Here is a 19,219-nt window from a genome sequence, read left to right as displayed (position 1 = left end):
AGCTGTCGCCGCAGACGCGCCCGGGCTGGATTTTGTGCGTCACCGCCGCCATCACGGTGGCACGTCATCAATCCAGCGCCGCGACCTCGTCGCTTTACCCTATGTTTCGGCTCCCTCTGGAGACCCGCCTATGCTCGACAGCACCATGATCGAACTCTCGCGGTGGCAATTCGCCAGCACCGCGATGTATCACTTCCTGTTCGTCCCCCTGACCCTGGGTCTGTCCTGGATCCTGGTGATCATGGAGAGCGTTTACGTGATGACCGGTCGCGAGATCTATCGCGACATGACCAAGTTCTGGGGCAAGTTGTTCGGCATCAACTTCGCCCTCGGCGTCACCACCGGTCTGACCATGGAGTTCCAGTTCGGGACCAACTGGGCCTATTACAGCCACTATGTCGGCGACGTCTTCGGCGCCCCCTTGGCGATCGAGGGACTGATGGCCTTCTTCCTCGAGTCGACCTTCATCGGCCTGTTCTTCCTCGGCTGGGAGCGGCTCTCCAAGCGCCAGCATCTGATGGTGACCTTCCTCACCGCGGTCGGCTCGAACTTCTCGGCGCTGTGGATCCTGGTGGCCAACGGCTGGATGCAGAATCCGGTGGGCGCCGAGTTCAGCTACGAGACCATGCGCATGGAGATGACCAACTTCATGGATGTGGTGCTCAACCCGGTCGCCCAGGTCAAGTTCGTGCACACCGTCGCCGCCGGTTATGTCACCGCCTCGATGTTCGTGCTCGGGATCAGCGCCTGGTACATGCTCAAGGGCCGCGACCTGGCCTTCGCCAAGCGCTCCTTCTCGGTCGCGGTCGGCTTCGGCCTGGCCTCGATCCTGTCGGTGATCCTGCTCGGTGACGAGTCGGGCTACGAGGTCGGCGACGTGCAGAAGGTCAAGCTCGCGGCGATCGAGGCCGAATGGCACACCGAAGAGCCGCCGGCGGCCTTCACCCTCTACGGTCGCCCCAGCAACGAGGATGAAGAGACGCATGACGCGATCAAGATCCCGTGGATGCTCGGGCTGATCGCCACCCGCTCGCTCGACCAGGAGGTGCAGGGGCTCAAGGACCTGATGCACGAGCACGAGGTGCGCATCCGCAGCGGCATGATCGCCTACGAGTACCTCGAGCGACTGCGCGGCGGCGAGGACACCCCGGCCAACCGCGCGGTGTTCGAAGAACACAAGGACGATCTCGGCTACGGGCTGTTGCTCAAGCCCTATATCGACAACCCCGCCGAGGCCACCGAGGCGCAGATCCAGCTTGCGGTCAAGGACTCGATCCCCGAGGTCGCGCCGCTGTTCTGGAGCTTCCGGGTGATGGTCGGTGCCGGGGTATGGATGCTGTTGCTGCTGGTGCTCGGCTTCTACTTCAACGCCAAGCGGGTGATCCAGGAGAAGCGCTGGCTGCTGCGACTGTTCCTCTACAGCATCCCGGTGCCCTGGATCGCCGCCGAGACCGGCTGGTTCGTCGCCGAGTTCGGTCGTCAGCCCTGGGCCATCGGCGAGGTACTGCCGACGAGCATCGCCGCCTCCAGCCTGACGGTCAACGACCTGATGATCAGCCTCACCGGCTTCATCCTGTTCTATACCTTGCTGTTCATGATCGAGATGTTCCTGATGTTCAAGTTCGCCCGACTCGGTCCGAGCTCACTGCACACCGGGCGCTATCACCATGAACGTCCTGCCACCTCGAGCGCGGGCATGACACCGGCCACCGCGCCACAGCAACAGCGCGAGAGCGACTGAGACGGAGGCCAGACATGATCCTCGATTACGAAGTCCTGAAATTCATCTGGTGGGTATTGGTCGGGGTGCTGTTCATCGGCTTTGCCGTCACCGACGGCATGGACATGGGCGTTGGCACCCTGCTGCCCTTCCTCGGCAAGAGCGACAGCGAGCGCCGGGTAATCATCAACACCGTCGGCCCCCACTGGGATGGCAACCAGGTGTGGCTGATCACCGCCGCTGGCGCGATCTTCGCCGCTTGGCCGCTGGTCTATGCGACCGCCTTCTCCGGGTTCTACTTCGCGATGCTGCTGGCGTTGTTCGCGCTGTTCTTCCGCCCGGTCGGCTTCGACTACCGTAGCAAGATCGACAACCGCCACTGGCGCAACGCCTGGGACTGGGGGTTGTTCATCGGCGGCGCGGTCCCGGCACTGGTGTTCGGCATCGCCTTCGGCAACCTGCTCCAGGGCGTGCCCTTTCATCTCGACAACCTGCTACGTCCCTACTACACCGGGGGCTTCTTCGGTCTGCTCAACCCCTTCGCCCTGCTCGCCGGGCTGGTGAGCCTAGGGATGCTGGTGATGCATGCGGCAGTGTGGCTGCAGCTGCGTACCGGTGAGCCGATTGCCGGGCGTGCCAAGCGGATGGTCAAGCGCGCCGGGCTGTTCACCATCGCCGCCTTCGCCCTCGCCGGGCTGTGGCTGACGTTGGGAATCGACGGCTACCAGGTGAGCGCCATGCCCGCGCTCGACGCCACCCCCAACCCACTGACCAAGCAGGTCGAGATCGTCCCCTACGCTTGGCTAACCAACTACGCCACTCATCCCTGGACCCTGCTCTTCCCGCTGCTCGGCTTCGCCGGCCTGGGGCTGGCGATCCTGCTGTCGCAACGCGACCGTGCCGGCCTGGGACTGGTGGCCAGCAGTCTCGGGGTGACCGGGATCATCGTCACCGCGGGGGCCGCGATGTTCCCCTTCATCATGCCCTCGAGCACCGACCCCAACAGCAGTCTGATCGTCTGGGACGCGGTCTCGAGTCACCTCACCCTGACGGTGATGTTCTGGGCGGCGATGATCTTCGTGCCACTGATCCTGATGTACACCACCTGGACCTACACCAAGATGTGGCGCCGGGTGACGGTCGAGGAGATCGAGGCACAGGACCACCTGGCCTACTGAGAGTCACGCGCGCCACCACCGCGCGTTCGCCATAGCCGACCCCGCCCGGTGGCGGGCGGGGTCACACTGGGAGGATCACATCCATGTGGTACTTTTCCTGGATCCTGGGCGTCCTACTCGCGCTCGCCTTCGGGGTCATCAACGTGATGTGGTACGAGTCCGAGCAGTTCCGCGGCCCGGCCGACGACGACTGACCTCGCCGCCCGGGCGCGGTGCACTCAGCCCCGCGCCTGGATCGGCACGATGGTGATCTCCACCCGCCGGTTGAGCCGGCGCCCCGCCTCACTGGCATTGCTCGCGATCGGCCGCTGCTGGCCGTATCCCTGCGCAACGATACGCTGCGGCACCACCCCGCCACGTTCCAGATAACGTTCCACAGACAGCGCCCGGCGCTCCGAGAGTCCCTGATTGTAAGCCGCTGAGCCGGTACTATCGGTATGCCCAGAGACCTGCAGCTCGGTCTTGCCGTAGCGGCGTACGATCGCCGCGATCTTGTCCATGGTGCTGTAGAAGGCCGGCTTGATGCGGTCGGAGTCGACCTCGAAGCTGGTCGCCCCGGTCATCCCCACCACCAACCGGTCGCCGGGCAACTGCTGCACCCGGATCACGCCACGCGCGATCTCGTCGGCCAGCGCGCGCTCGAAGTCACGCCGCTGCTCCTCCATGTAGGCACCGACCATACCGCCGGCGAGCGCACCGCCGACGGCACCGATCAGTGCGCCACGCCCGGCATTGGCCCCGAACGACCCGATGATCGCCCCGGTCGCGGCGCCGGCGGCGCTGCCAAGCGTTGCCCCCTGCCCGGTCTCGGTCATCCCCGAGCCGTCGGCGGCGCAGCCGGAGATCAACACCGCCACCACGGCGGCGACCGCGGTACCCTTGGTAAACGCTGTATGCATCGTCAGACTCCTGCGTGTTGCGACGAATGGCCGTGTGCGGCCAGGAAACAGATCATAGCAGCGCCAGCAGGCCGCCGATGGGGCAGCACTTGTAACCGCCCCGCCCGGCATTACCTGAGGCTGAAACCGGCCTCGTTCAGCAAATCCAGACCTGAGTCCAGTCCATGTCCGCACAGCCCTCGATCCGCCGTATTCTCGTCAACCTCGTCGCCTTCCAGCTCGGCTGGTTGGCCTGTGTGCTCGGCGGCGCCCACCAACTGCCCTGGCTTGGCGTCGGGGTGGTGGTGCTGGTCGCCGCGCTGCACCTGGCGACCAGCCCGGAGCGCGGCAGCGAGGCCCGGCTGCTGGTGTTGATCGCGCTCATGGGGGCACTCTGGGACGGGCTGCTGGCGCGCTTCGGCTTTCTCGTCTATCCCTCGGGGATGCTGCTGCCATGGCTCGCCCCGGTGTGGATCATCGCCATCTGGGTGGCCTTCGCCACCACCCTCAACGTCTCGCTCGCCTGGCTCCAGGGCCGCTGGTACCTGGCCTTCACCATCGGCGCCCTAGGCGCGCCACTGGCCTATTACGCCGGCGCCAAGCTCGGCGGCGTACACTTCCCCGACCCGGTGGTAGCACTGGCGGTACTCGGCGGCGGCTGGTCGTTCCTGATGCCGGCGAGCCTGGCGCTCGCCGCGCGCCTCGCCCGCACGGCTACCGCCCACGACACGACCGAGAGGCTCGTCACCGAGGAGGGCACGGATGCCTGATCTCTTCGTCTATGGCTCGGGGTTGGCCGCCGCGCTGGTGCTCGGCATCTGCGGCTGGGGGGCGAGCGTGCTCGCGCGCGACGTCAGTATCGTCGACGCGCTCTGGTCGCTGTTCTTCCTGCTGCTGGGGCTGGTCTACATGCTGCTCATCCCCGAGACCGGCGCGCGGGCGCTGCTGGTGTTCGTGCTGCTGACGCTATGGGCGGTACGGTTGAGCCTGTACATCAGCCGCCGCAACCAGGGGCAGGGCGAGGACCGGCGCTACCAGGCGATCCGTGCCGACAACGAGCCCGGGTTCTGGTGGAAGAGCCTCTATCTGGTGTTCGGCCTGCAGGCGATCCTCGCCTGGGTGATCTCGCTGCCGCTGCTCGGCGCCATGGCGCTGCCCGCCCCGCTCGGTTGGCTCGACGCCCTGGCACTGGCGCTATGGTGCCTGGGCTTCGCCTTCGAGGCGTTGGCCGACCGCCAGCTCGCCGCCTTCAAGGCGGCCCCGGAGAACGCCGGACAGGTGATGGACCAGGGGCTGTGGCGCTACAGCCGTCACCCCAATTACTTCGGCGAGGCCTGCATCTGGTGGGCCTTCTACCTCTTCGCCCTCGCCGCCGGGGCCTGGTGGAGTCTGCTCGCGCCGCTGCTGATGACCTTCCTGCTGTTGCGCGTCTCCGGCGTCACCCTGCTCGAGCGCGACATCGGCGAACGACGCCCCGGCTATCGCGACTATGTCGCGCGCACCAACGCCTTCATCCCCGGACCGCCACGGCGCCCCCCGGGCGGAGGCGGCTATGCACGCTGAGCGCGCGACCGTCCGAGCGCCCCGCCCCAACCCTGCGGATGCACCATCATGAGCCGTCCACTCAAGTCCCTGGCCGCGCTCGCCGCGCTGCTCCTCGTCAACGCCTGCACCGAGACCGGAGGCCGTCCCATGGACACCGTCGATCAAGTCGACCTGCAACGCTTCATGGGCGACTGGTACGTCATCGCCAACATCCCCACCTTCGTCGAGAAGGGCGCGCACAACGCCATCGAGTCCTACGCGCTCAACCCCGACGGCACCATCGCCACCACCTTCACCTTTCATAAGGGCGCCTTCGACGGCCCACTCAAGACCTACAACCCGAAGGGCTTCGTGCTCGACCCCGAGACCAATGCACACTGGGGGATGCAATTCATCTGGCCGTTCAAGGGCGATTACCGCATCGTCTGGCTGGCCCCGGACTACAGTGTCACCGTGATCGGACGGGCCAAGCGCGACTATGTCTGGATCATGGCCCGCACCCCCGAGATCGATGCCGCCACCTATGGCAAGATCCTCGAGTTCCTCACCGGGATCGGCTACGACAGTGACCGTATTCGGCGCGTCCCCCAGCAGTGGGGAGAGACGCCGCGCGCGGCGGCGCACTAACCATCCTCGTCGCGCACATAGAGCCAGATCAAGGCACCGATGAAGGCGAACACGATGAGATTAAGCAGGGTATCGAGCAGGTTTTCCCACATCACCGCCGTTCCTCGCGCATCAGCGTCTTGAGCAGGGCCACCACCAACAGCGGCAGGATGAAGACGAATGCCATGGCGCCGAGCGCGATGATCGCGCGTACCGCGCCGAGGTCATCGGCGAGCAACATCGCCAGTCCGAGCAGCGCCAGCAGCACGCCCCAGGCGAGCTTGACCCGCACCGGCGGGCGCTCGTCGCCACTAGTCGAGAACATCGCCAGCACATAGGCCGCGCTTACCACACTGGTGACCAGGAAGAGGAAGGCGGCGACCATACTCGCCGTCCCGGTCAGCCCCGCCAACGGCAGCGCCTCGAGCACGTAGAAGGTCGTGTCCTCGGGGCGCTCGCGCACCACCTCCAGCACCGGCAGCCCCTCGCGCAACAGGGCGAAGAACCCGGTCCCACCGAACACCCCGAACCAGAACAGCGAGAACAGCGTCGGCACTAGCACCACACCGAGAACGAACTCGCGGATGGTGCGTCCGCGCGAGATCCGCGCCACGAACACCCCGACGAAGGGCGCCCAGGCGATCCACCACACCATGTAGTTCAGCGTCCAATCATGGAACCAGTCCTGAAACGCCTTGCCGAAGAACGGGTAGGTGGCGAAGCCCTGCTGCACCACGCCGGAGAGGTAAGCGCCAAGGGTATCGACCACCCCGTTCATCAGATAGTGGGTCGGTCCGACCAACAGGATATAGATCATCAGCCCCAGGGCGATGGCCATCGCCAGGTTCGACAGCCGCGCCATCCCCCGATCGAGATCGAGGGTCAGCGGCACTAGGAAGGTCAGACAAAGCAACGCGAAGACCAGGTATCTCACCCAGTCGCCCGTGATCCCGAACAGATGCCCCAACCCACCCACGACCTGGAACACCCCGATCGCCAACGACCCGGCCAACCCGATGGCGATGGCATAGATCGCCAACAGATCGGCGACCCAAGCCAACGGTCCGACCCAGCGCCCGCGCCGGAAGGTGTAGCGAATCGGGCTGCTGACCAGCCCCGGACGCCCCTTGCGATAGCTAAAGTAAGCGATCACCAACGCGGTGAGGGCATAGATCGACCACGGGTGCAGCCCCCAGTTGAACACCGTGGTGACCAGCGCATAGCTCGCCGCCAGGTCGGCACCGGTGCGCGCCCGCACCAACTGGTAGTGGGTCAAGGGCTCAGCGGCGCCGTAGAACAGCAGCCCCACCCCCATACCAGCGGCGAACAGCATGGTCAGCCAGCTGAGGGTGGAAAACTCCGGGCGCTCGTCGTCGCGCCCGAGACGGATATGACCGAAGCGCGAGAAGGCCAGTCCCAGCACCGTGACCACGATCATGCTGGTGGTCAACATGATGAACCAGGCGCGACTGCGAAACTGTTGCGCCACCTGGGCGCGGGCCAGTCGTGCCAGGCTCTCGGTATCGAACACCCCCCAGAGCGCGACCACCGCGGTCAGCCCGAGCGCGGTAAACAACAGTGGATTGCGTGACATCCGCCTCCCCGATCAACCCGCCCGCGCGCCCGCACCCAAGTGCGGTCTCGTCCCGCCGCGCCGGCGCGCGGGCGCTGCTTGTGAATTTCCGTTGCCGCCGCCCTGGCGGCTTCCGTATCCTCGTCGTCCCGACGCCAACACCAGACAGACTACCCGGAAGCGCGCACCATGTCCGTCAACGCCTGGCTCAAATCCCAGCGCCCACTCGCCGGCCATGCCCTCAAGGGGGCGATCGTACTGAGCCTGACCCATGCCCTATTGGCCGTTGCCCAGGCCTGGTTCCTCGCCCTGATCCTCGACGCGGTCATCTTCGGCGGGGCCGGACTCGCCGAGGTCGGCGGCTGGCTCGGCTGGCTGCTCGCCCTGCTCGCGCTGCGTGCGTTCATCACCTGGCTCTCCGAGCGTACCGCCTTCACCGCCGCGGCGCGCGTCCGGGCCGGGCTGCGTGACCAGGTCTATCGCCATCTCCAGCGCCTCGGCCCAGCCTATCTCTCCGGCACCCGCAGCGGCACCCTGGTCGAGACCCTGACCAAGGGCATCGACGACCTCGAGGGCTATTACGCCCGCTTCCTCCCGGCGATGACCCTGACCATGGTGCTGCCACTGGCGCTGCTGATGGTGGTGCTGCCGCTGGACTGGCTCTCAGCGCTAGCGATGCTAATCACCGCGCCGATGATCCCGATCTTCATGATCCTCATCGGCTCCGGGGCCGAGGCCCGCAACCAGCGCCAGTGGAAACAGCTGGCACGGATGAGCGCGCACTTCCTCGATGTCATCCAGGGCCTGACCACGCTCAAGCTGTTCGGCGCCAGCCGTCGCGAGGTCGAGGTGATCGGGCGCATCTCCGATGACTACCGCGCCAGCACCATGCAGGTGCTGCGCATCGCCTTCCTCTCCTCCTCGGTGCTGGAGTTCTTCGCCACCGTCGGTATCGCCATCGTCGCCGTGTTCATCGGCTTCCGCCTCTACGGGGTGGCGTTACCGGTCCCCCACTGGTTGAGCGTGCCCGACATCGGCTTCCTCCAGGGACTGTTCGTGCTGATGCTCGCCCCTGAGTTCTACGCCCCGCTGCGCAACATGGGCACCCAGTATCATGCACGCATGGCCGCGGTCGCCGCCGCCGAGCAGCTCATCGAGGTGCTCGACACCCCGCCGACGATCACCCCGGGCACGGCGCGCCCGACACTCCCCACACCGCTCGGGGTGCGCTTCGCGCAGGTCGGCTTCGCCTACGAGCCCGAACGCGAGGCACTGCATGCGATCGATCTCGATATCCCGCCCGGGGCGCGCGTCGCCCTGGTCGGCACCAGCGGCGCCGGCAAGACCACGGTGGTCAATCTGCTGCTCGGCTTTCTCCAACCGAGCAGCGGACACATCCTCATCGGCGACACCGACCTCACCACCATCGACCCGGCACACTGGCACGCCCATCTCGCCTGGGTGCCACAACAGCCGCGACTGTTCCAGGGAACCATCGCCGACAACATCCGTCTCGGCGATCCCGGCGCCGACCTCGAGGCAGTGCGCCGCGCCGCGCGACTGGCACGCGCCGCGGACTTCATCGAGGCCCTCCCGCGCGGCTACGATCATCCGGTCGGAGAGCGTGGCACCGGGCTCTCCGGTGGTCAGATCCAGCGTATCGCCCTGGCGCGCGCCTTCCTGCGTGACGCGCCGCTGGTGATCCTCGACGAGGCCACCGCCAACCTCGACCCCGAGAGCGAACGCTTGGTGCAGCAGGGCATCGACGACCTCGCCCATGACCGCACCCTGCTGGTGATTGCCCACCGCCTGGCCACGGTACGCCGGGCCGATCGCATCCTGGTACTCGACCAGGGGCGCATCGTCGAACAGGGCGATCACCACCAACTGATCGCTGCCGCCGGGCTCTACGCCCGGATGACCGCCGCCTACGGAGACGCACCGGCACTCGCCGGTGTCACGACAGAGGAGTGATGCGCGGATGCGCGAACTGCTGAGACTGTGGAGGCTGTTTCGCCCCTATCGCGCCTGGATGCTGCTCGGTACCCTGGCCGCAGTGCTGACCCTGCTCGCCAATGTCACCCTGATGGCCGCCGCCGGCTGGTTCATCGCCGCGATGGCGAGCGCCGGCGCCGCCGGGGTGGCGATGAACTATTTCGCCCCGGCGGCACTGATCCGAGGGAGTGCGATCATCCGCACCGCCGGGCGCTACGGCGAGCGTCTGGTCAACCACGAGGCCACCTTCCGCCTCATCGCCAGCCTGCGGGTGTGGTTCTACCGCCATCTCGAACCACTCGCCCCGGCGCGACTGCAGCAATACCACAGCGGCGACATCCTCAGCCGCATCCGCGCCGACATCGATGCGCTCGACAACCTCTACGTCCGGGTGCTGGTACCGGTGGTGGTGGCACTGCTCAGCGTCACCCTGTTCGGCGTCTTCCTCGCCCTCCACGACCCCGCCTTGGCGTTGCTCGGACTCGTCTTCCTGCTGCTCGCCGGGGTCGCCCTGCCGTGGTGGGCCGAGGCCCGTGGGCGCGCCCCCGGACAGCGCCTGGCCGAGCACGAGGGCGCGCTGCGCACGGCGGTGATCGACGGCGTGCAGGGCATGGCCGAACTCACCGTCTATGGTGCCACCGAGCGTCAGGCGCGACGCATCGAGGGCTTGAGCGAACAGTTGATCGCCGATCAGGCGCGGATCAACAGCGACCAGGGCTTGACCCAGGCGGCGATCGGGCTGTGCGCCAACCTCAACCTCTGGCTGTTGCTGTGGCTGGCGATCCCGCTGGTGCGCGCCGAGCAACTACCGCCACCGGACCTGGCGATGCTCGCGCTCTTCACCCTCGCCAGCTTCGAGGCCGTCGCCCCGTTGCCCCACGCCTTCCAGCTACTCGGGCGCTCGCTGGCCGCCGCGCGCCGGCTGTTCGCCATCGTCGACACCGTCCCGGCGATCCGTGAGCCGGACGGACCCTCGCCACGGATCGAGCGCTTCGATATCACCTTCGCCGGGGTTGGTTTCAGCTATCCCGATGCCGAGCGCCCCACCCTCCAAGGGATCGATCTGCAGGTCCCCGAGGGCAGACGCGCAGCGGTGGTCGGCGCCACCGGCTCGGGCAAGAGCACCCTGTTCAACCTGCTGCTGCGCTTTTGGTCGACCGACTGCGGCAGTATCCGTGTCGGCGGCCACGACATCCGTGACATCGACAGCGAGACCCTGCGCCGCCACATCGCCGTGGTCAGTCAGCACACCCACCTGTTCGATGCCACCATCCGAGAGAACCTGCTCGTCGCCCGTCCCGGCGCCACCCCGCTCGAACTGGAGCAGGCCTGTCGCGTGGCACAGATCCACGACTTCATCGCCTCGCTACCGGAGGGCTACGACACCTGGGTCGGAGAGACCGGGGTGCGCCTCTCGGGCGGGCAGGGACGGCGTATCGCGGTGGCCCGCGCGCTGCTCAAGGATGCCCCCATCCTGCTGCTCGACGAGCCCACCGAGGGACTCGACGCCGCAACCGAGCGCAGCCTGATGGCCGCGCTCGACCGGCTGATGCAGGGACGTACCGTGTTGCTGATCACCCACCGCCCGGCCGGTCTCGACTGGGTCGACCAGATCCTGGTACTCGACCAGGGCCGCGAGCGCGCCCGTGGCGACGCCTCGGTGATCCCCGAGGCCACCGCTGCGGCGCTGCTCGAACTTGCCCCCACGCGACACGATGACTGAGTGCGGCTCAGCCGCTGCGCCCGAAACGCAGTCCGGCGGTCGCTAGCAACACCTCGCGCAGGAAGCACAGCAAGGCGACGATGAAGGCGAGCATCGCGGCGATGAACAGCAGCGAGACCAGCAATGCGGCATCGAAGCGCAGGAAGGCGCTGAGGAAGAGACTGACGATCACCGCCGAGATCAGCAGCGCGGTCGAGGTACAGAGCCCAATCGACAGACTGATCAGGCGAGCACGCCGCACCAGTATGGCAAGCTCGGCACGAACCGCCACCTCGTTGTTGGTGCCGGCGCTGAGCTTGCTCTCGACCCGACGGGCACGGTCGACGACACGTGAGAGCCGGTTGGTCATCACCGCCAGCATGGCGCCGATCCCCGAGAGCAGGAAGACCGGGGCGACGGCCAGTTCGATGACGTGAGCGATGGTGGTGATCGAGGAGGTTTCGAGCATGGGCGGGAACCGAATCGGCCAACGGAGACGGATCCGGGCGGGTCGTCCCCCGCCCGGCATGGACCCCGTCTAGCCTAGCCCGACGAGCGGGTGCGCGCACCCACCCGCCTCGGCGATCCGCTCACACCTTGCGTGCGGCCATCATGCGCTCGATGATCGGCTGCAGGATCACCTCCATCGCCATCCCCATCTTGCCGCCCGGCACCACCATACTGTTACGGCGCGACATGAAGGAGTCGTGGATCATCGACAGCAGATAGGGGAAGTCGATGTCGAGCTTCTCCGGGTCCTTGAAGCGGATGATCACGAAGCTCTCGTCGGGCGTGGGGATGTCGCGGGCGATGAAGGGGTTGGAGGTGTCGACCGTCGGCACCCGCTGGAAGTTGATGTCGGTGAGGGAGAACTGTGGGGTGATGTAGCGAATGTAGTCCGGCATCCGCCGCAGGATGGTGTCGACGATGGCCTCGGCCGAATAACCGCGCTCGAGATTGTCGCGATGGATCTTCTGGATCCACTCCAGGTTGACGATCGGCACCACCGCCACACCGAGATCGACGTGCCGGGCGACATTGACCTCCTCGGTCACCACCAGCCCGTGCAGGCCCTCGTAGAACAACAGGTCGGTGTGCTCCGGCACCGCCTCCCAAGGGGTGAACTCACCCGGGCGCAGCTCGGTCCCGAGGCGGGTGTTGTGGAACTCGGCTTCCTCCTCGCTATGGATGTAATAGCGCTTGTTGCCGGTACCACTCTCGCCATAGTCGCGGAACAGCTCCTCGAGCAGATCGAAACGATTGGCCTCGGGGCCGAAGTGGCTGAGGTCGCGCCCCTGCTCGGCGGCGCGCGCCATCTCCGCCTTCATGGTCGCGCGATCGTAGCGGTGGAAGCTGTCGCCCTCGATCACCGCCGAACTGATGCCATCGCGATAGAAGATGTGTTCGAAGGCGCGCTTGACGGTGGTCGTCCCCGCCCCCGACGAACCGGTCACGGCGATGATCGGATGTTTCTTCGACATGCTGATCTCCTCGTTCTCTTTTAATCACGCTTCCGCACTTCGCCGGCCAATCATGGCACGATGAGTGAGAAATGACTTTCTAATATACCACCGTCGCAATAGCCGCCATAAGAACGAAACAAGTCCATGTAATACAAATAAAAAAACCAAATAACCAGACAAATAAAAGGGATCGAAAAGGGTCACCAGAGCGGCTAGACCGTCGAACCCAGCAGGCAGGGGTCATTGGTGATGCACAGACGATTGGTCGCTGCCGGGTGATCAAGAGCGGACGAGGAGAGGGACTCGACGAGGGCAGGAAGCGGGCGTTCAGAGCGTCATCTCGGCGGCACGCGAGAACACGAAACGCAAACACCACCCCGTCAGCGCCGCGGCTGCGTCGCTGACGAAACGGTGAGCGAAGACGAACTCAGTGGGTCTCGTTAGGGGGATCGGAGATATCCGCCGCAGCGGACTCCGGATCGAGCCGTTCGACGTTGAGCAGATGGACGCGGCGGCTGTCGGCACGCATCACGGTGAAGCGGAAATCGGCGATGCGGGCCGACTCACCGCGCTTGGGCAAATGCCCCAAGGCGTTGACCACCAGGCCGCCGATGGTATCAAAGCCCTCATCGGGGAGCGCACAACCGAAGTACTCGTTGAAGTCCTCGATCGGGGTACGCGCCTTGGCGCTGAACTCATTGTGACTGCGGCGAAAGATACCGAAGCCGTCGTCGAAGTCGTGTTCGTCGTCGATATCGCCGACGATCTGCTCGAGTACGTCCTCGATGGTCACCAGGCCGGCGGCACTACCGTACTCATCAACGACGATCGCCATGTGATTGCGGCTGGTACGGAATTCCTTGAGCAGGACATTGAGCCGCTTGCTCTCGGGGACGAAGACCGCCGAGCGCAGCAGGTCGCGGATATTGAAGGCCCGGCGATGGCCGGAATCGAGACAGAAGGAAAGCAGGTCCTTGGCCAGCAGGATGCCGACCACCTCACCCTTGTCATCGCCGATCACCGGGAAGCGTGAATGGGCGGACTTGACCGCAACCTTCACGATCTGTTCGAGCGGGTCCTCGCGACGCAGATAGATCATCTCGGCGCGCGGGATCATGATGTCGCGGACCCGCAGGTCGGAGACCTGCAACACCCCCTCGATCATGTTCAGGGCATCCGTGTCCAACAACTCGCGCTGACGCGCGTCCTTGAGCAACTCGACGAGTTGTTCCTTGTCTTGTGGTTCGCTCCCGAACAGTTGGCCAATCTTTTCGAACCAGCTGCGCGAATGCGAACCCTCGGTAGATCGATCGCTCGTCATGGGGGGTTATGGATCCTCCGTTGGGGGGTCGTCTTCATAGGGCGGCGGAAATCCTAACGTGCCTAGGATAGTCGTTTCCAGACCTTCCATCAGGACCGCCTGTTCTTCAGTAATATGATCGTAATCAAACAGATGCAAGACACCATGGACCACCATGTGGGCCCAGTGCGCAACAGCCTGCTTGCCCTGCTCCAGGGCCTCGCGCTGCACCACCTCGGGGCAGATCACCAGATCACCGATGTAGTCGGCCAGCGGATCGGTGGAATCAACCCCGGGCGGCAGCTCGAAGGGGAACGAGAGTACGTTGGTCGGACGATCGACACCACGATATTGGGCATTGAGCGCCCGCGATTCGGCGGCATCGACTAGGCGGATGGTGAGTTCGCAGCGAGCCCGCCGATCGGCGACTGCCGCCTCCACCCAGCGCGCGAAATCGGCGTGCACGGGCAGCCCTGCCGCAGTCGTGGCCAGCTGCAGGTCAAGATCCAGTTCGAGTGACATGGAGGGAGACTCCGTTCAGGCCCCCGAGCGCGAGCGGGCGCTCTCGAAGGCGTCGTAGGCCCCGACGATGCGCTGCACCAGGGCGTGGCGCACGACATCACGGGCCGTGAAGAAGCTGAAGCTGATGCCGTCGATGTCCTGGAGGATCTCGACGGCCTGGCGCAGGCCCGAGAGCTGACCACGCGGCAGATCGACCTGGGTCAGGTCGCCGGTGATCACCGCGGTGGAGCCGAAACCGATGCGGGTAAGGAACATCTTCATCTGTTCGGGCGTGGTGTTCTGCGCCTCGTCGAGGATGATGAAGGACTCGTTGAGGGTGCGCCCGCGCATATAGGCCAGCGGCGCGACCTCGATGACGTTGCGCTCGATCAGCTTGTTGACCTTCTCGAAGCCGAGCATTTCGAACAGCGCGTCGTAGAGCGGGCGCAGGTAGGGGTCGATCTTCTGCGCCAGGTCACCGGGGAGGAACCCCAGGCGCTCACCGGCCTCGACCGCGGGTCGCACCAACAACACCCGGCGGACCCGATCGGACTCCAGCGCCTCGACCGCGCAGGCCACCGCCAGGTAGGTCTTACCGGTGCCGGCCGGCCCCACCCCGAAATTGATGTCGTGATTGAGGATGGCGTGCAGATAGGCCTGCTGGCTGGGGCCACGCGCCTTGACCAGGCCGCGCTTGGTACGGATCACCACCTCGGGCAACCGCGCCCCGACCTGCTCGAGCAGGGCATCGGCGCCCGACTCCTGGAGCGCGAGATGGATCGACTCCGGGCTCAGCGCGATCTCGGCGGTGTCACGATAGAGCACCAACAGCAACTGCTCGGCCAGACGCACGGCGTCACGCTCGCCGATCAGACGGAAACTGGCGCCGCGGTTGCTGATCTCGATGCCGAGTCGGCGTTCGAGCTGACGCAGGTGCTGATCGAACTGACCACAGAGGTTGGCCAAGCGCACATTGTCCTCGGGCTCGAGGACCAGATCGAGGGTTTCGGGTTGAATAGACAAGCGATTCCTAGGCGTCCAGACGCCCGCGCAGGGAGTTGGGCAGGGCCTCGGTGATGGTCAAATCGACGAAGTCGCCGATCAGCGCCGGGTCCCCGGTGAAGTTGACCACCCGATTGTTCTCGGTGCGGCCGGCGAGCTGGAAGGGGTCCTTGCGCGAGGGTCCCTCGACCAGCACCCGCTGCACCGTACCGACCATCTGCCGACTGATGCGCTGGGCATTGGTATCGATACGCTGCTGGAGGCGCTCCAAGCGATGCTTCTTGACCTCCAGCGGGACGTCGTCCGGGTAGTCGGCCGCCGGTGTCCCGGGGCGACGGCTGTAGATGAAGCTGTAGCTGTGATCGAAGCCGATCTCGTCGACCAGCGCCAGGGTCGCGTCGAAGTCCGCCTCGGTCTCGCCGGGGAAGCCGACGATGAAGTCCGAGGAGATACAGATATTCGGGCGTACCACGCGCAGCCGCGCGATCTTGTCGCGATATTCGCTCGCGGTATGACCACGCTTCATCGCCGCAAGCACCCGGTCCGAGCCCGACTGCACCGGCAGGTGGAGGAAATCGACCAGCTGCGGCACCTCGGCGAAGGCCTCGATCAGCGCATCGGAGAAGGCCAGCGGGTGGCTGGTGGTGAAACGGACGCGCTCGATGCCATCGATCGCCGCCACGTAGTGGACTAGCAGCGCCAGGTCGGCGCACTCACCGGCCGGTTCGTGCATCGGCCCCTGATAGGCGTTGACGTTCTGCCCCAGCAGGTTGACCTCACGCACCCCGCGCTCGGCCAGCCCGGCGACCTCGGCGATCACGTCGTCGAACGGACGGCTGATCTCCTCGCCCCGGGTATAGGGCACCACGCAATAGGTGCAGTACTTCGAGCAGCCTTCCATCACCGAGACGAAGGCGCTCGGTCCGGAGACGCTCGGCGCCGGCAGGCGATCGAACTTCTCGATCTCGGGGAAGGAGACATCGACCTGGGGACGCTGCTCCTCGCGCAGCGCGCGCAGCATCTGCGGCAATCGATGCAGGGTCTGGGGACCGAACACCAGGTCGACGAAGGGCGCACGCTCACGCAGCGCCTCACCCTCCTGACTGGCCACGCAGCCACCAACCCCGATCACCAGATCGGGGCGACGCGCCTTCCAGGGACGCCAGCGTCCGAGCTGGGAGAACACCTTCTCCTGCGCCTTCTCACGGATCGAGCAGGTGTTGAGCAACAGCACATCGGCGTCCTCGGGACGGTCGACGAGCTCCATGCCAGCGGAGACACGCAGCAGATCCGCGATGCGCGCGGAGTCGTGCTCGTTCATCTGGCAACCGTAGGTCTGTATGTAGAGCTTGTGATGCATGGCCGTCTGTGGGTGGCGCCAGGGCCGCGAGCGCGGCGGCAGCACGGATCCGGAGCGGGTGTCCGAACCTCGGGCCGAAAATGACAGGAAACTGAGAACTGTGCGCATTAAGTGCACGGCTGTCAAGTCAACGACACTGAACAAAGACTGTCCAGATGTCAAAAGACATCAGAAAAGCAACCCGAAAAAATTGACCCAAATCAATAAAAGCAAAAACGACAAGAGAGCTATACACATCATCTTGTTGGCGCTATAGTTCGCGCCACAACATCTTGTGCCACCCTCCAGATAGAGAACAGAGACCCGCTTTCATGGATACACCGCAGACTGACCTCCCCGTCATCCCCACCCGCGCGCTCAAGCGTGACGGTACGGAGGTGCGTTTCGATGTATCCCGAATCGAGTCGGCGATCCTGCGCGCTGGCCAGGCCAGTGGCGAGTTCGAGGCCCCCGAGGCCAAGCTGCTCACCGCCCAGGTGATCAAGGTGCTGGCGCACCGCAGCGATGACGGTCGCACCCCTGATATCGAGGGCATCCAGGACATCATCGAGCAGACCCTGATCAGCGCCAATCACTTCGAGACCGCCCGCGCCTACATCGTCTATCGCGAACAGCACAAGAAGCTGCGTGACGACAGTCGCACCCTGGTCGATGTCGGCAGCTCGATCAACGAGTATCTCGACCGCTCCGACTGGCGCGTCTCGGCCAACGCCAACCAGGGCTACTCGCTCGGCGGGCTGATCCTCAACACCTCGGGCAAGATGATCGCCAACTACTGGCTCAACCACGTCTACCCGCCCGAGATCGGCCAGGCCCACCGCGACGGCGACCTGCACATCCATGACCTCGACATGCTCTCGGGCTACTGTGCCGGCTGGTCGTTGCGCACCCTGCTCACCGAGGGGCTCAATGGCGTGCCCGGCCGGGTCGAGGCGGCGCCGCCCAAGCACATGTCGAGCGCCATCGGCCAGATCGTCAACTTCCTCGGCACCCTGCAGAACGAGTGGGCCGGCGCCCAGGCATTCTCCAGCTTCGACACCTACATGGCCCCCTATGTGCGCGTCGACGGGCTCGACTACCCGCAGGTGCGCCAGTACATCCAGGAGCTGATTTACAACCTCAACGTGCCCTCGCGTTGGGGCACCCAGACGCCCTTCACCAACCTCACCTTCGACTGGGTGTGCCCCGAGGACCTGCGCGAGCAGGTGCCGGTGATCGGCGGCGAGGAGCAGCCGTTCACCTACGGCGAACTGCAGACCGAGATGGACATGATCAATCGTGCCTACATCGAGGTCATGACCGAGGGCGATGCCAAGGGCCGGATCTTCACCTTCCCGATCCCGACCTACAACATCACCCCCGACTTCCCGTGGGAGAGCGAGAACGCCGAGCGGCTGTTCGAGATGACCGCGAAGTACGGCCTGCCCTACTTCCAGAACTTCATCAACTCCGAGCTCTCACCGAACATGGTGCGTTCGATGTGCTGCCGTTTGCAGCTCGACCTGCGCGAGCTGCTCAAGCGCGGTAACGGCCTGTTCGGTTCGGCCGAGCAGACCGGCTCGCTCGGCGTCGTCACCATCAACTGCGCGCGGCTCGGCCACACCCACCAGGGTGACGAGCAGGGCCTGCTCGCCCGACTCGACGAGCTGCTCGAGATCGCCCGCAACAGCCTCGAGATCAAGCGCAAGGTGATCCAGCGCCACATGGACGCCGGGCTCTTCCCCTACACCAAGCGCTACCTCGGCACCCTGCGCAATCACTTCTCCACCATCGGTGTCAACGGCATCAACGAGATGGTGCGCAACTTCACCAAAGACGCCGAGGACATCACCACGCCGCAGGGCCACGCCCTCGCCTGCCGCCTCATCGACCACGTGCGCGCCCGCATGGTCGAGTTCCAGGAGGGCACCGGCAGCATGTACAACCTCGAGGCAACGCCGGCCGAGGGCACCACCTATCGCTTCGCCCGCGAGGACAAGAAGCGCTACCCGGCGATCATCCAGGCCGGGACCGAGGAGACGCCCTACTACACCAACAGCTCGCAGCTGCCAGTCGGCTACACCGACGATCCCTTCGAGGCACTGGCCAAGCAAGAGGCGCTGCAGAGCAAGTACACCGGCGGCACCGTGCTCCACCTCTACATGGGCGAGCAGATCTCCTCGACCGACGCCTGCAAACGACTGGTGCGCCGGGCGCTGGAGAACTTCCGCCTGCCCTACATCACCATCACCCCGGTGTTCTCGATCTGCCCCAAGCACGGCTACATCTCCGGCGAGCACGAATTCTGCCCGCTCTGCGACGAAGAGCTGATCGCCCACAAGCGCGCCAGCCAGGCCTGCAGCTGCTGAATCACCGCACACCCCGCCTCACGGCGGAACGCCGCGCCCCCGCGGGGG

The 19,219-nt window shown here is 65.5% G+C and carries 17 protein-coding genes; 9 read left to right on the top strand and 8 right to left on the bottom strand.

The annotated features are described in order from the left end of the window. Nucleotides 1-130 precede the first annotated feature (130 nt). The 3 genes from HF203_RS03715 to cydX all read left to right on the top strand — a co-directional run bounded on the left by HF203_RS03715 (nt 131) and on the right by cydX (nt 3,092). Nucleotides 131-1,741: a cytochrome ubiquinol oxidase subunit I gene (locus tag HF203_RS03715; RefSeq protein WP_168666699.1), complete on the top strand. Its 1,611-nt coding sequence runs from the start codon at nt 131-133 to the stop codon at nt 1,739-1,741. Nucleotides 1,742-1,755: 14 nt separating this feature from the next. Then, nucleotides 1,756-2,898, top strand: coding sequence for a cytochrome d ubiquinol oxidase subunit II (gene cydB, locus HF203_RS03710; RefSeq protein WP_168666697.1), 1,143 nt, complete (start codon nt 1,756-1,758; stop codon nt 2,896-2,898). Between the two features lie 83 nt (nt 2,899-2,981). Then, the gene (cydX, locus tag HF203_RS03705; RefSeq protein ID WP_082806015.1) at nt 2,982-3,092 is read left to right on the top strand and encodes a cytochrome bd-I oxidase subunit CydX; all 111 of its coding nucleotides are present in this window, start codon (nt 2,982-2,984) and stop codon (nt 3,090-3,092) included. 24 nt (nt 3,093-3,116) lie between these two features. Here cydX and HF203_RS03700 read toward each other — a convergent pair whose 3' ends face one another. Continuing rightward, nucleotides 3,117-3,797 carry a YiaD family glycine zipper/OmpA-like lipoprotein gene (locus tag HF203_RS03700; protein ID WP_168666695.1) on the bottom strand — a complete coding sequence of 227 codons (681 nt, stop codon included), beginning with the start codon at nt 3,795-3,797 and terminating at the stop codon, nt 3,117-3,119. 164 nt (nt 3,798-3,961) lie between these two features. On the opposite strand from HF203_RS03700, the gene HF203_RS03695 reads away from it, so the two are divergent. From HF203_RS03695 to HF203_RS03685, 3 genes are read left to right on the top strand one after another with little or no spacing between them, the layout of a single operon-like run. Further along, the gene (locus tag HF203_RS03695) at nt 3,962-4,546 is read left to right on the top strand and encodes a DUF2878 domain-containing protein (protein WP_168666693.1); all 585 of its coding nucleotides are present in this window, start codon (nt 3,962-3,964) and stop codon (nt 4,544-4,546) included. Beyond that, a complete protein-coding gene (locus tag HF203_RS03690) occupies nt 4,539-5,339 on the top strand; it encodes a DUF1295 domain-containing protein (protein ID WP_168666691.1) in 801 nt (266 codons plus the stop codon). Before HF203_RS03695 ends, HF203_RS03690 begins: the two co-directional genes overlap by 8 nt. A gap of 48 nt (nt 5,340-5,387) precedes the next feature. Next, entirely contained in the window at nt 5,388-5,948 is a 561-nt protein-coding gene (locus HF203_RS03685) for a lipocalin family protein (RefSeq protein ID WP_168666689.1), read from the top strand. 91 nt (nt 5,949-6,039) lie between these two features. Here HF203_RS03685 and HF203_RS03680 read toward each other — a convergent pair whose 3' ends face one another. Next, nucleotides 6,040-7,521, bottom strand: coding sequence for a BCCT family transporter (locus HF203_RS03680; RefSeq protein WP_168666687.1), 1,482 nt, complete (start codon nt 7,519-7,521; stop codon nt 6,040-6,042). Nucleotides 7,522-7,689: 168 nt separating this feature from the next. Between HF203_RS03680 and cydD the strand changes: the two genes are divergently transcribed. Together cydD and cydC are read left to right on the top strand one after the other, a co-directional pair. Further along, nucleotides 7,690-9,474, top strand: a complete 1,785-nt coding sequence (gene cydD, locus HF203_RS03675; RefSeq protein WP_168666685.1) for a thiol reductant ABC exporter subunit CydD — start codon at nt 7,690-7,692, stop codon at nt 9,472-9,474. 7 nt (nt 9,475-9,481) lie between these two features. Beyond that, the gene (cydC, locus tag HF203_RS03670) at nt 9,482-11,218 is read left to right on the top strand and encodes a thiol reductant ABC exporter subunit CydC (RefSeq protein ID WP_168666683.1); all 1,737 of its coding nucleotides are present in this window, start codon (nt 9,482-9,484) and stop codon (nt 11,216-11,218) included. A 7-nt stretch (nt 11,219-11,225) separates the two neighbouring features. On the opposite strand, the gene HF203_RS03665 is transcribed toward cydC, so the two are convergent. From HF203_RS03665 to miaB, 6 genes are all read right to left on the bottom strand, one after another. Then, entirely contained in the window at nt 11,226-11,666 is a 441-nt protein-coding gene (locus tag HF203_RS03665; RefSeq protein ID WP_168666681.1) for a DUF2721 domain-containing protein, read from the bottom strand. A 121-nt stretch (nt 11,667-11,787) separates the two neighbouring features. After that, nucleotides 11,788-12,678 carry a phosphoribulokinase gene (locus HF203_RS03660; RefSeq protein WP_168666679.1) on the bottom strand — a complete coding sequence of 297 codons (891 nt, stop codon included), beginning with the start codon at nt 12,676-12,678 and terminating at the stop codon, nt 11,788-11,790. A gap of 409 nt (nt 12,679-13,087) precedes the next feature. Next, the gene (locus tag HF203_RS03655) at nt 13,088-13,981 is read right to left on the bottom strand and encodes a CorC family transporter (protein WP_168666677.1); all 894 of its coding nucleotides are present in this window, start codon (nt 13,979-13,981) and stop codon (nt 13,088-13,090) included. Nucleotides 13,982-13,987: 6 nt separating this feature from the next. Next, nucleotides 13,988-14,482, bottom strand: coding sequence for an rRNA maturation RNase YbeY (ybeY, locus tag HF203_RS03650; protein WP_168666675.1), 495 nt, complete (start codon nt 14,480-14,482; stop codon nt 13,988-13,990). A 15-nt stretch (nt 14,483-14,497) separates the two neighbouring features. Continuing rightward, nucleotides 14,498-15,484: a PhoH family protein gene (locus HF203_RS03645; RefSeq protein WP_168666673.1), complete on the bottom strand. Its 987-nt coding sequence runs from the start codon at nt 15,482-15,484 to the stop codon at nt 14,498-14,500. 7 nt (nt 15,485-15,491) lie between these two features. Beyond that, entirely contained in the window at nt 15,492-16,823 is a 1,332-nt protein-coding gene (gene miaB / locus HF203_RS03640) for a tRNA (N6-isopentenyl adenosine(37)-C2)-methylthiotransferase MiaB (RefSeq protein ID WP_168666671.1), read from the bottom strand. Nucleotides 16,824-17,134: 311 nt separating this feature from the next. Here miaB and HF203_RS03635 point away from each other — a divergent pair, with 311 nt between their 5' ends. Next, nucleotides 17,135-19,171, top strand: a complete 2,037-nt coding sequence (locus HF203_RS03635) for a ribonucleoside triphosphate reductase (protein WP_168666669.1) — start codon at nt 17,135-17,137, stop codon at nt 19,169-19,171. Nucleotides 19,172-19,219: the final 48 nt, after the last annotated feature.

Source organism: Marichromatium bheemlicum, assembly GCF_012276755.1.
Taxonomy (GTDB): domain Bacteria; phylum Pseudomonadota; class Gammaproteobacteria; order Chromatiales; family Chromatiaceae; genus Marichromatium; species Marichromatium bheemlicum.
Note: the sequence above shows the minus strand (reverse complement) of the source record. Positions and strands in the feature narration are given on the sequence as shown.

Bases quoted from the DNA above. Each gene is read 5' to 3' on its own strand.
- HF203_RS03715 (WP_168666699.1), top strand. From the start codon at position 131: ATGCTCGACAGCACCATGATCGAACTCTCGCGGTGGCAATTCGCCAGC.
- cydB (WP_168666697.1), top strand. From the start codon at position 1,756: ATGATCCTCGATTACGAAGTCCTGAAATTCATCTGGTGGGTATTGGTC.
- cydX (WP_082806015.1), top strand. From the start codon at position 2,982: ATGTGGTACTTTTCCTGGATCCTGGGCGTCCTACTCGCGCTCGCCTTC.
- HF203_RS03700 (WP_168666695.1), bottom strand. From the start codon at position 3,797: ATGCATACAGCGTTTACCAAGGGTACCGCGGTCGCCGCCGTGGTGGCG.
- HF203_RS03695 (WP_168666693.1), top strand. From the start codon at position 3,962: ATGTCCGCACAGCCCTCGATCCGCCGTATTCTCGTCAACCTCGTCGCC.
- HF203_RS03690 (WP_168666691.1), top strand. From the start codon at position 4,539: ATGCCTGATCTCTTCGTCTATGGCTCGGGGTTGGCCGCCGCGCTGGTG.
- HF203_RS03685 (WP_168666689.1), top strand. From the start codon at position 5,388: ATGAGCCGTCCACTCAAGTCCCTGGCCGCGCTCGCCGCGCTGCTCCTC.
- HF203_RS03680 (WP_168666687.1), bottom strand. From the start codon at position 7,521: ATGTCACGCAATCCACTGTTGTTTACCGCGCTCGGGCTGACCGCGGTG.
- cydD (WP_168666685.1), top strand. From the start codon at position 7,690: ATGTCCGTCAACGCCTGGCTCAAATCCCAGCGCCCACTCGCCGGCCAT.
- cydC (WP_168666683.1), top strand. From the start codon at position 9,482: ATGCGCGAACTGCTGAGACTGTGGAGGCTGTTTCGCCCCTATCGCGCC.
- HF203_RS03665 (WP_168666681.1), bottom strand. From the start codon at position 11,666: ATGCTCGAAACCTCCTCGATCACCACCATCGCTCACGTCATCGAACTG.
- HF203_RS03660 (WP_168666679.1), bottom strand. From the start codon at position 12,678: ATGTCGAAGAAACATCCGATCATCGCCGTGACCGGTTCGTCGGGGGCG.
- HF203_RS03655 (WP_168666677.1), bottom strand. From the start codon at position 13,981: ATGACGAGCGATCGATCTACCGAGGGTTCGCATTCGCGCAGCTGGTTC.
- ybeY (WP_168666675.1), bottom strand. From the start codon at position 14,482: ATGTCACTCGAACTGGATCTTGACCTGCAGCTGGCCACGACTGCGGCA.
- miaB (WP_168666671.1), bottom strand. From the start codon at position 16,823: ATGCATCACAAGCTCTACATACAGACCTACGGTTGCCAGATGAACGAG.
- HF203_RS03635 (WP_168666669.1), top strand. From the start codon at position 17,135: ATGGATACACCGCAGACTGACCTCCCCGTCATCCCCACCCGCGCGCTC.